The sequence below is a fragment of the Acinetobacter lwoffii genome (genome assembly GCF_029024105.1).
In the GTDB taxonomy this organism is placed as follows: Bacteria; Pseudomonadota; Gammaproteobacteria; order Pseudomonadales; family Moraxellaceae; genus Acinetobacter; species Acinetobacter lwoffii.
In genome coordinates this window covers 2225052-2236548 of the sequence record NZ_CP118963.1, presented here as the reverse complement: position 1 = coordinate 2236548, position 11497 = coordinate 2225052, and the positions used below count along the sequence as shown (strand labels likewise).

Here is an 11497-nt window from a genome sequence, read left to right as displayed (position 1 = left end):
AAATACGGCTCTATAATGACATTAATAGGATGAGAGGGAGAGTGAATTGCATTGGAATCTTCATGATTATTTGCACAGGCACTCATTGGAATACCTAGGCATGCCAAGAGGGTGAGTAGGAATTTTTTTTTATAGGTGGAAACTGAATAGTAGTAAGCCATTTTAGAATGCTACTTGAGACTATTAAGTTACTATAAGAATTTTTTTATAGAAGACCAAGTCTAGCAATCGATGAATCTCATAATTTCTGACGAACAGTCAATATCCAAATGGATGAAGTGAAGCAGTATATGATGTCAAACATCATCGGCTTCAAATCTTAATAAAGAAATAGATAAGATATATAAGCGTATATTGAAAATTATCCCCGAATAGGTATTAAAAAGGCGGCCAATGACCGCTTTTTTGAGTAAGTAATATTAGGCAGATGTACCAGTTTTGGCTTTAAGGCTCTGAGTCATGCCGTTGATATCACCACCTTGAATACCAAGCTCACTCATCAGACTGTCAATAAGCGGTGCTTGGCTACGATAACGTAGGGCGCTATTCACTACCTGATCTGATAGAGCAACATTACCATTCTCATGATGGGCATCTGCCTGACAGGCACCGGTATGACCGCCATGTAGGCCATTCACTTGGAGAATCTTGATATCATCAATATTTTCCATTGGCTTGACACTTTCCCGGATAATTTCAGGCAAGTATTTCAGCATGGTCAGACGAATCTGCATTTCGACCTGTTCAGGTGACAGGACGTTATTGGCTTCATTGACCGCACGCGTACCTTCAGCATCCACCTGATACTGTTTTTCCATTGCCTGAGCCAGTAGGATTTTTGCATCCGCTTCACCCTTGGCTTTAAGGCGGACTTTTTCTGCTTCGGCTTCAGCCGCAATCCGCACAGCTTCTGCATCATCTGCTGCCGCCTGTTTGCCAGCTTCAGCAGCAACTGTAATTGCAATCGCATCTTTTTCAGCGTGTTCTTTGGCTGCGACCAGCTCAACTGCCTTTTGACGCTCTGCCTGCTGGATTTGACGTACGGTAATGACTTCTTCTTCCGCTTTTACCGCTTGTGCACGTGCCTGATCAGCTTGGGCTTTAGCTTCAGATTCAGCACGTGATTTTTCCGCAATAGCAATGGCGCGGTCCTGTTCAGCCAGTTCAATGGTTTTCTTTTGCTCGACCTGTGCTTTTTGAATCAGCTGAGCCTTTTGAATATTTTCATTTTCGACATCACGAGCGGCCAAAATACGCTTGAGTTCGACTTCTCGTTCAGCGGCAATTTGTGCTTCTTCTGCTTCACGTTTTTTGCCGGCTTCCTGAGCGGCAATTTCAGCCAGCTGTTCAGCACGGCGAATGGCAATTTCACGTTCTTGTTGCAGTTTGGCATATTCTTCTTCACGAATAATTTGCAGGCGCGCCTGTTCAGCTTCCAGATTTTTGGTTTTAATCGCCAGATCGGTATCCTGTTCAATATGGTTGCGCTTACGACGACGGTCTTCAATGGTTTCAGTGAGCTTGGTCAGACCTTCAGCATCAAACGCATTTTGCGGATTGAAGTATTTAAATCCGGTCTGATCCAGTCCAGTCAAGGAAACCGTTTCAAGCTCCAGACCATTTTTATGTAAATCTTCTGAAACGACTTGCTGAACTTTTTGCACGAAATCGACGCGTTTTTCATGCAGTTCTTCCATGGCCATTTCTGCCGCCACTGCGCGCAGTGAATCAACAAATTTACCTTCCACCAGATTTTTCAGTTCATTCGGTGACATGGTTTTTTGACCAAGGGTTTGTGCTGCGGTGGCAATTGAATCTGCGGTAGGCTTGACCCGTACATAGAATTCGGCCATGACATCGACCCGCATACGGTCACGGGTAATCAGTGCCTGATCATCAGCACGGCGGACTTCAAGACGTAGGGTGTTCATATTTACCGGAATAATTTCATGTAACACCGGAAGCACGATTGCGCCTCCACCTAAAATCACTTTTTCTCCACCCCAACCGGTACGCACAAAGGAAATTTCCTTGCTTGAACGACGGTATAAGCGTGCAATGATGAGACCGAAGGTCACCAGTGCCACAAAAATAATTCCCGCAATAATTAAAATATTATATAAATCAAATGTTAACATTGTTGTAAAGTCTCAATTGAGTGCTAGCTAAATAAAATTAAAGTGCAATGGCTTGAAAGCCGTTCTTGGTTTTGTGGGTTAGAACTACATTCTGACCTTGATTTAAAATTTGATTGTTTTCTGGTTCGACCAGTACATAATGGGTCTGGCCATGTTGATCCCGGACTTTGGCTTGTGCGGGAGAATTCACTTTGGCATCTCCCAGAATAATGGTCGCGGTACGCCCGATGAGTTCATCGCTATGAATCGCAGAGGTTTCATCTTGGGGCAGGAGTTTACTGGCGGCCATGGCAAGAAAGCGCACCACAGGCATACACAGAAACAGGCAGGCTGGAGAAATCAGCCAGACGTTAAACAGCTGACTGGTCAGGCGCTCAAATATTCCCTGAATCAATAAACCGCTCAAGCCATAACTGGTCAGGAAAATGATTAGCCAGATAAATAAAGGCAGACGCCCCAGATATAACCAGTCAAATACTTTGCTGAAAACACCGGGAGACTGATCCGGGCTTATTTCCGGTTGCAGGGAATCTTCAGGTAAAAACTGTTCGAAGATATGCTGAGAGCCGCCGCCAAGCAGCAATAGAATACATTCTAGTGCAGCAAACATCAGCATTAGGCTCAGGCTAATACTAAATACGATATTTGATGGATGCGTAAACAGTTCCCACATTTCTTTATCTCTATAATTATGTTTTTAGGAAAAGTGTCTGAAAGTTTTTATTGATATAACGATAACAGTAATTGCTGATTTTGTATGCAAAAAAATAACAAAAAACCTTACAAACAAGGATTGAATATGTTGATTATTTGATAATTATTGAACTATTAAAATTAATAATAAACTATAAGAAGCTAACTGGATGTTTGAGCAAGTGATGCCATAGCGGCAATAGGAATTCTGAATAGCATGGCATTCTGTGTGTGCTTGCCTGAGAAAGTATAGAGATACATCGACCTGAGTATCTCCAAATTTTTCTGTTCAAGTTTAAAGTAGGGCAGTCTGAATCCGGACTTTCATATCTAGAGTCTGTTGCAGAATATAGTGTTGCATCCATTTGACTTGTTCGCCCATAGGATTGACCTTGACTGCAGTATTCAGGAAGTCGAGATCAGGCTGCTTGAAAAGCTGCTTTTGCAAGGTTTGCTCCAAAATCTGACTGTTGGTTGTCAAAGGTAATGCCACTAGATAGAACGCTTTAGGATAATTATAAAAGGCATATAATAAGTTAAAGGCTTTTTGATCACCTTTGAGGTTGCCAGCACCAATTTCGTAAGCTGCGTTCTGGTTACTATAAGTAACGCCGATTAGAAATTCCCAATGACCTTCTTGCAAACGCAGACCAAACTGTAATCCAATTTGATCCGCGGTCAGCTCGTGTTGCAGATAGATATTTAAAGGCTTGCCATCATCACTGAAAGGTTCTTGCAAGACCAAAATATGTTGCTGGTGCTGATAAATATAACCAGCAAGCTGGGCCTGTTCCAGACGGGTTTTTACAGTGGTGAGATCAAAAGCGCTATAGGGCATAAATGAAGTATATCAAGAGGGAGAATTGAGTCTTACTCTAGTAATTTTTTAACTATTTGAGAACCACTACTTTAGATTATTTTCCTAGGATTTTATTGGTTTAGCGACAGGTTAATATATACCTCTACCACACAATATCATCGCTTGAATTGTGCAAATCATTGATTCATAAAAACTGATATTCATTATTGATGAATTTTTATATGAGCTTTTGATATATCAATATCATAAAACAAGCAATGGATAGGATAAGTAAATCACTATAATGAATATAAATTTTCAAAAGTGTCATAAGTACACGTTTTTCTAAGCTGGTGTTGTCCATGTCGTTAAATGAGGAAAGACTTACTCATCTCAAACAGCTTGAAGCTGAGAGTATTCATATCATCCGCGAAGTTGCTGCCGAGTTTGAAAATCCGGTCATGCTGTATTCGATTGGTAAAGATTCAGCGGTCATGCTGCATCTTGCGCTAAAAGCGTTCTACCCAGCAAAACTTCCATTTCCATTATTACATGTCGATACAGGCTGGAAGTTTAAAGACATGATCACTTTCCGGGACAATATGGCGAAAACCCATGGTTTCGATTTGATCGTGCATCAGAATAGAGAAGGGGTTGAGGCAGGTATTAACCCGTTCGACCACGGTAGTTCTAAATATACCGACATCATGAAAACTCAGGGCTTAAAACAGGCCCTGGATAAATACGGTTTTGATGCTGCTTTTGGTGGCGCGCGCCGTGATGAAGAAAAATCACGTGCCAAGGAACGTGTTTATTCATTCCGTGATTCGAAACATCGTTGGGATCCGAAAAACCAGCGTCCAGAACTTTGGAATCTTTACAACGGTAAAGTGAACAAGGGCGAAAGTATTCGTGTATTCCCATTATCTAACTGGACTGAGCTGGATATCTGGCAATACATCTATTTAGAAAGTATTCCATTAGTACCACTTTATTTGGCTGCAGAACGTCCTGTGGTTGAACGTAGTGGCACACTTATTATGGTTGATGATGAACGTATGCCTTTAAAAGAAGGTGAAGTTCCACAAATGAAATCGGTACGTTTCCGTACTTTGGGTTGTTATCCATTAACAGGTGCTGTGGAATCTACAGCCAATACCTTGCCGGAAATTATTCAGGAAATGTTGCTGGCAACCAGTTCTGAGCGTCAAGGTCGTATGATTGACCATGATGAAGCAGGCTCGATGGAGAAGAAGAAGCAGGAAGGCTACTTCTAATTTAATCTCCCCCCTTGCGCAGCAATGCTGCTCACCTCTTTAAAAAGAGGGGGAACTCCTAAATCAGAACGGAGATAAAGTCCCTCTTTATTAAAGAGGGATTTAGGGAGATTAAAAAAAGATTCAAAACAACCGATTTCTAAAGAATATGTGGAGCTTTGAGCGATGTCTCATCAATCTGATTTAATCAGCCAAGATATCTTGGGCTATCTGAAACAACATGAAAATAAAGACCTGTTGCGTTTCCTGACTTGCGGTAACGTGGACGATGGTAAATCGACGTTAATCGGTCGTCTGCTGTACGATTCAAAATTGATTTATGAAGATCAATTACAGGCTGTGACCCGTGACTCGAAAAAAGTCGGTACGACTGGCGATGCACCTGACTTGGCGCTTCTGGTCGATGGTTTACAAGCAGAGCGTGAGCAAGGCATTACCATTGATGTAGCATATCGTTATTTCTCGACAGAAAAACGTAAATTCATCATCGCGGATACGCCGGGACACGAACAGTACACCCGTAACATGGCAACAGGTGCGTCGACGTGTGATCTTGCGATCATTTTGATTGATGCGCGTTATGGTGTGCAAACCCAGACGCGTCGTCATACCTTTATTGCGAGTTTGCTCGGGATCAAGAACATCATTGTTGCGATCAACAAGATGGACTTGGTGGAATTCTCTGAAACACGTTTCAATGAAATCCAAGCTGAATATGCGGCATTCGTTGCACAATTGGGCGATCGTAAACCAAGCAATATCATCTTTACGCCTATTTCTGCATTGAATGGCGATAACGTGGTGAACAAGTCAGCCAATACGCCATGGTACACTGGTGAAACGCTGATGGGTACACTTGAATCGGTGGAAATTAACCGTAGTTCAGCGAAGCAGGATTTCCGTTTCCCTGTGCAATACGTGAACCGTCCAAACCTCGACTTCCGTGGTTTCTGCGGTACGATCGCACTTGGCGATATCAATGTTGGTGATACCGTAACAGCTTTGCCTTCTGGTAAATCATCGACTGTTAAAGAAATTGTCACTTTTGATGGCAATCTTGAGCATGCAGTTGCAGGTCAGGCAGTGACTTTAACGCTTAACGATGAAATTGATATTTCACGTGGTAACGTGTTAATTCGTGCGGATCAAGCTGTTCCAAATATTTCCCGTTCAGTTCAAGCGACTGTTGTGTGGATGGCAGATCAACCACTTGTACTGGGTAAGCTGTACAACATCAAGATTGGTACGCAAACCGTTCCGGCAAAAGTAACGGCGATTCATTACCGTACCAACGTCAACACATTGGAAAAAGTTCAGGTAGATAAGCTTGAGCTGAATGCAATTGCCAATGTAACTGTTGAATTTGATGCACCAGTAGTCTTTGACCGTTATCAAGACAGCCGTTTCACCGGTTCGTTTATCTTCATCGATCGTTTGAATAACGTGACGATTGGTGCGGGTATGGTGGAAGAATCAGTTGAATGGTCTGCACACGATGAGCCTGTTACTGCGGAATCACGTGCGGCACGTTTGGGTCAAAAACCTGCTGCGGTGACTGTATCTGGTAAAGCTTTGGAAAATGCTCAGGCGCTAGAAAGCTTGCTGATTCAGCAAGGGATCGTTGCTATTGCTAAAGCAGGTTTGAATGCGGAGCAGGTTGCACTGGTTCGTGAAACTGGTGTGGTTGTGATTACCGATGCTGCTGAAGGTACAGACACGACTTTAACTGCTGAAGCAGTTGAAGAACTTGCTGAGAAGATTGTGGAATTGGTTCGTCTTTAAGACTGGACTGATTTGAAGAAACCCGCTGAAAAGCGGGTTTTTTATTGCCTAAATTTTGATTGCATGAAAATCATTCGATTAGTCAAAATGTGATCTTTCAATTTACTAGTCAATTAATACAATACTCCCTAGATTTGGGGAATATATGAAAAATTAATATTGCTGGCTGGCTTGTGTGTGGCTTTTGGAGCTGAAGCCAAACAGAGCAGCCAAAGCGTTGAAGCAATCAAGCAAAAAATAATCCAGCAGTCGATTGAGAATTATCCGGGAAATTGTCCGTGTCCTTACAATACTGCAAGTAATGGTAGTCGTTGTGGTAAGCGTAGTGCTTATAATCGTGCAGGCGGATATGCGCCGCTGTGTTATCCGGAAGATGTGAGTGATCGAATGGTAAAGGAATATAAAGGGCGTAGTTAATTAAAGGCTCCGTATTTAGATAGTGAGCTAAAAGAAATATTTTTGTTAGATTTGGCTTCACATGGGTAATTATTCATAAGAATCATTGAGGACTAAGGCCAGAATTGCTTTCATTTCAGTTAAACTTTTCACGCCTGCAATCCTTTTAATAATTTCTCCATTTCTAAAAATAAGCGTAGAAGGCAAACCATAGGCATTATAGCGCAAGGTTAAAATCGGAGACTGATCCACATTGATCTTGCCAAATTTAACTTCAGGATTTACCTCAGCATAGTATGTCGCCAGTTCGGCAAAGACCGGAAAATTCTGAACACAGGGCTTGCACCAGTCTGCATAAAAGCGAATCACGGCAAAACCTTCAAACCACTCAAAATCACTGTAATTGTTTTCGTTATATTCGATCACTTGGGTCATGGTTGGCCTATTATCAATTTCCTGAATAGTCCCCCGATTATACATAAGTCCGATGTAGCTTCATTCCTCATGCTAACTATGTTCAAATAAGTCCAAGATATATGAAATGCATAGATTAGGGAAAGAAATCATGTCGCAACAAACCATGCAGCAAGTCATTATTACAGAACCAGGTGGTGTCGATAAACTCGCTTATGAAACGGTGACTTTACCTGAACCTAAAGCAGATGAAGTTCTGGTGAAAGTTCATGCCTTTGGTATTAACCGTCCAGATATCCTGCAGCGTCAAGGCTTATATCCGATGCCGAAAGGGGTAACGCCAGTTCCTGGCCTGGAAGTGGCAGGTGAGGTGGTTGCGATTGGTAGTGATGTAAGTCAGTTTAAAGTTGGTGATCAAGTCTGTGGTTTGACCAATGGTGGCGGTTATGCTGAATATTGCGTCATACCTGAAAGCCAGACCTTGAATATTCCTGAAGGCGTAAGTTTTGTACAGGCAGCGGCCATTCCTGAAACTTTCTTTACTGTATGGGCGAACGTGTTCCAGATGGGTAAGGCCAAAGCAGGGGAAACTGTACTGGTACATGGTGGAACGAGCGGGATTGGTACGACTGCTTTAATGTTATGTAAATCACTCGGAATCAAAACTTTTGCAACTGTCGGTTCAGATGAAAAAGTTGCGGCTATTTCTGATTTAACCACGGCTATTAATTATAAAACTCAGGACTTTGAGCAAGTTATTAATGAAGCCACTGACAATGGTGGTGTCGATGTCATTTTAGATATGGTCGGTGCACCATATTTAGAGCGTAATTTGAATTTGTTGCGCCGTGATGGACGTCTGGTCTATATCGCTTTCTTGGGTGGTGCCAAGGCCAAAGAAGTCAAACTGGGTCAAATCATGATGAAACGTCTGACCATTACCGGTTCGACCATGCGTGCACGCAGCACGGCTGAAAAAGCGGAAATTGCACAAGGCCTGAAAGAGCAGATTGCACCATTGTGGGCAAAAGGCGAATGTCTCCCGATGATCTATAAAACGTTTAAGTTCGATCAGATTCAGGATGCCCATGCCACAATGGATACTGGAGAGCATGTGGGTAAAGTTGTAGTTGAAATTATTTAATACGAGATAAGTGATTCAAAAAAAGCCAGTAATTTTACTGGCTTTTTTTAATTTTAAGTAAAATATTATTACAAATAAATATATAAAATCTTGAATAAAAATTAAAAAATGTTAACTGTTCGACACAACCTGTCAATTATGACACGTAAATTGCATGTATAGATAATTCCGACCAAATGGTTAAACATTCACATGAATGTGAGAGGGAAAATAAGATGAAAATTATTTCAACAGCATATAGTTCAAAACATAGTTTAAGAGCATTACGACGTATTCATAAAATGATTATTCGCGGAACCATCAGCTGGGTAGAGTTACATAAAATGTATCGGGCGATGCTGCATCTGGAGCGTTATATAGAAAGATTAACAATACAAAATCGTCATTCAAGCAAGAAAGCATCCAGAAAATCCAAATAAGATCTTGTATGTTTAGGGTGAATAAAGGGTCAAGATCTGATGCAAAAAAATATCTTAGACTTTGTCCTAATATTATTCATTGATCGGCATTCAGTATAATCATTCAACATCTAGCGATAAATAAGTACATGAGAATGTATTAAGTGGGGATTTATGAAGCGCCCAGCTTCAACACATGAGCGTCTTGCAGAGCGTTTAGCCAGAATTTTGACCAAATTAAACGTCGGATATCAACTCCGGGCTGCAGAGCTAGCTGCAGAATTTCAGGTCAGCACCCGCACCATTGAGCGTGATTTTGATCGTCTAGGCTCTTACTTACCCTTACTTCAAGATGAACAGAAACGATATTATCTGGAACCCTCTTATTTAGGGCGCTTTAAATTGCAGGATATCCAGACCTTTGCCCAGCTTTCGGGGATCAGTGAGCTGTATCCGGCGCTGGATATGTCTTTTATGCGTGAATTGCTGGATGAGCGGGCAAATCAGGTATTTTCGGCAAAAGGCTATTATTTTGAAGATGCCAAACAGTTTGCCGAGCATTTCAAGTTGCTTGCAAGCGCAATCTATAAACGTCAGCAGGTTGAGTTGCAATATTCAGATCAATTGCGAATCATTAAGCCTTATCGCTTGATTCACCATCATGGTATCTGGTATCTGGTGGGTGTAGATCAGGACAAGTTGCGCACCTATCGCTTAAGTCAGGTGCAACAACTCAAGCTGGTTTCTGAGGTGGAGAGCTTTGCGCATGATCCTGAAATACTAAAAATACTGGTAGATGAAGACAGCATCTGGTTTGGGCAGCAAAAGCAGCAAGTCTTAATCAAGGTACAACCTGAAGTCGCGATCTTTTTTAAAGAGCGCCGTTTATTTCCAGAACAGCAGATCGAGCAGGAAACAGGGACTGGAGAGTTAGTGATTAGTTGCCAGATTCGTCACGAAATGCAGTTATTGCCTTTGGTGCGTTACTGGTTACCTTATGTGAAAATTATTGAGCCGATTCATTTCCAGCAAAAACTGGAACAGGATTTGCAAGGATATTTACGTTCTGCTGGATGATATTGAGAAAGCAGAGCAGGAGGGCCTGATTAATGATGACACTTTAAATGGGAATTTAATTTACTTATTTTTTGACTAACTAAATTACAGACATAAAAAAACCAGCTTTCGCTGGGTTCTTTATTTGCACCATCTTTCTATAGTAGAAGAATGGTGCCCGAGGCCAGACTCGAACTGGCACGCTTTGTGGGCGGGGGATTTTAAATCCCCTGTGTCTACCGATTTCACCACTCGGGCTTTAACAAGATGGAGGCGGAGGTCGGAATCGAACCGGCGTCCACGGAGTTGCAGTCCGCTGCATGACCACTCTGCCACCCCGCCGCGTCTTGTTGATGCGTATATTAGCAAGCTCAGAAAAAAAAACAATAGTGTATTCATCTGTATGCGCATAAAAACATCATCTGGCGGAAAATATTTAAATTATTCATGTAGAATGTGCAAAATTGATTCATATCAACACTTGGGAGAAGTGCCGTGGCATTAGTTCTAGACGGTCGTGCATTGGCGAAGCAAATTGAAGCTGACTTGTTTACTCGCGTAGAAGCGCTGAAAGCAAAATCAGGTCGTACTCCAATTCTTGCGACGATTTTGGTAGGTGACGATGGTGCATCTGCAACTTATGTTCGCATGAAAGGCAATGCCTGCCGCCGTGTTGGTATGGATTCACTCAAAGTGGAACTTCCTAAAGAAACCACAACTGAAGAATTATTGGCTGAAATTGAAAAATTAAATGCAAATCCTGATGTGCACGGTATTCTGCTTCAGCACCCGGTTCCTGCGCAAATTGATGAGCGTGCCTGTTTCGATGCAATCTCGCTTGAAAAAGACGTAGATGGTGTCACTTGCCTGGGCTATGGTCGTATGGCAATGGGTGAGGCAGCCTATGGTTCAGCGACGCCTGCGGGTATTATGACTATCCTGAAAGAGAACAACATTGAAATCGCTGGTAAACATGCGGTAGTTGTAGGTCGTTCTGCAATTTTGGGTAAACCAATGGCTGCGATGCTGCTAGAAGCGAATGCAACCGTAACCATTTGCCACTCACGTACTCAAGATCTTGCTAGCTTCGTTAAGCAAGCAGATATCATTGTTGGTGCGGTAGGTAAAGCAGAATTAATTCAAAAAGACTGGATCAAACAAGGTGCAGTGGTTGTTGATGCTGGTTTCCATCCACGTGATGGCGGTGGTGTTGGTGATATCCAACTTGTTGGCATTGAAGAAATTGCTTCTGCTTACACACCAGTTCCGGGTGGTGTAGGTCCAATGACGATTACCACTTTAATCCGTCAAACGGTTGAAGCTGCTGAAAAAGCTTTAGGTTAATCAAATCCTCCCTAACCCTCCTTTTTAAAAGGAGGGAACTCTGATCACTATTTTTG

Annotated in this window: 11 protein-coding genes and 2 tRNA genes; 7 read left to right on the top strand and 6 right to left on the bottom strand. The window is 42.2% G+C overall.

Going from position 1 to position 11497, the window contains the following annotated elements:
• Positions 1-419: 419 nt before the first annotated feature.
• From PYW33_RS10980 to PYW33_RS10970, 3 genes are all read right to left on the bottom strand, one after another.
• A complete protein-coding gene (locus tag PYW33_RS10980; protein ID WP_004646298.1) occupies positions 420-2138 on the bottom strand; it encodes a flotillin family protein in 1719 nt (572 codons plus the stop codon).
• A gap of 37 nt (positions 2139-2175) precedes the next feature.
• On the bottom strand, positions 2176-2811 hold the full coding sequence (locus PYW33_RS10975) for a YqiJ family protein (RefSeq protein ID WP_004646299.1): 636 nt from the start codon (positions 2809-2811) through the stop codon (positions 2176-2178).
• A gap of 315 nt (positions 2812-3126) precedes the next feature.
• Positions 3127-3669, bottom strand: a complete 543-nt coding sequence (locus tag PYW33_RS10970; RefSeq protein ID WP_004646300.1) for a hypothetical protein — start codon at positions 3667-3669, stop codon at positions 3127-3129.
• Positions 3670-3992: 323 nt separating this feature from the next.
• On the opposite strand from PYW33_RS10970, the gene cysD reads away from it, so the two are divergent.
• The 3 genes from cysD to PYW33_RS10955 all read left to right on the top strand — a co-directional run bounded on the left by cysD (position 3993) and on the right by PYW33_RS10955 (position 7106).
• Complete coding sequence (gene cysD / locus PYW33_RS10965) at positions 3993-4907, top strand: sulfate adenylyltransferase subunit CysD (protein WP_004646301.1); 915 nt, start codon at positions 3993-3995, stop codon at positions 4905-4907.
• A gap of 165 nt (positions 4908-5072) precedes the next feature.
• Positions 5073-6689: a sulfate adenylyltransferase subunit CysN gene (gene cysN / locus PYW33_RS10960; protein ID WP_004646302.1), complete on the top strand. Its 1617-nt coding sequence runs from the start codon at positions 5073-5075 to the stop codon at positions 6687-6689.
• Positions 6690-6830: 141 nt separating this feature from the next.
• Entirely contained in the window at positions 6831-7106 is a 276-nt protein-coding gene (locus PYW33_RS10955; protein ID WP_034605933.1) for a hypothetical protein, read from the top strand.
• Positions 7107-7175: 69 nt separating this feature from the next.
• Here the strand turns inward: PYW33_RS10955 and PYW33_RS10950 are convergent, their stop codons facing one another.
• Positions 7176-7520, bottom strand: a complete 345-nt coding sequence (locus PYW33_RS10950) for a thioredoxin family protein (protein ID WP_004646305.1) — start codon at positions 7518-7520, stop codon at positions 7176-7178.
• Between the two features lie 130 nt (positions 7521-7650).
• Between PYW33_RS10950 and PYW33_RS10945 the strand changes: the two genes are divergently transcribed.
• The 3 genes from PYW33_RS10945 (at position 7651) to PYW33_RS10935 (ending at position 10118) form a co-directional block, all read left to right on the top strand.
• Positions 7651-8643 carry an NAD(P)H-quinone oxidoreductase gene (locus tag PYW33_RS10945; RefSeq protein ID WP_004646306.1) on the top strand — a complete coding sequence of 331 codons (993 nt, stop codon included), beginning with the start codon at positions 7651-7653 and terminating at the stop codon, positions 8641-8643.
• A gap of 215 nt (positions 8644-8858) precedes the next feature.
• Positions 8859-9062 carry a hypothetical protein gene (locus PYW33_RS10940; protein WP_004646307.1) on the top strand — a complete coding sequence of 68 codons (204 nt, stop codon included), beginning with the start codon at positions 8859-8861 and terminating at the stop codon, positions 9060-9062.
• Positions 9063-9215: 153 nt separating this feature from the next.
• Positions 9216-10118: a helix-turn-helix transcriptional regulator gene (locus PYW33_RS10935; protein WP_004646308.1), complete on the top strand. Its 903-nt coding sequence runs from the start codon at positions 9216-9218 to the stop codon at positions 10116-10118.
• Positions 10119-10269: 151 nt separating this feature from the next.
• Here the strand turns inward: PYW33_RS10935 and PYW33_RS10930 are convergent.
• A tRNA-Leu gene (locus PYW33_RS10930) sits at positions 10270-10355 on the bottom strand.
• 10 nt (positions 10356-10365) lie between these two features.
• A tRNA-Cys gene (locus PYW33_RS10925) sits at positions 10366-10439 on the bottom strand.
• Between the two features lie 153 nt (positions 10440-10592).
• Here PYW33_RS10925 and folD point away from each other — a divergent pair.
• Positions 10593-11441 (top strand): bifunctional methylenetetrahydrofolate dehydrogenase/methenyltetrahydrofolate cyclohydrolase FolD, encoded by an 849-nt coding sequence (folD, locus tag PYW33_RS10920; RefSeq protein WP_004646309.1) that lies wholly within the window; start codon positions 10593-10595, stop codon positions 11439-11441.
• The last annotated feature ends 56 nt before the right edge of the window (positions 11442-11497 follow it).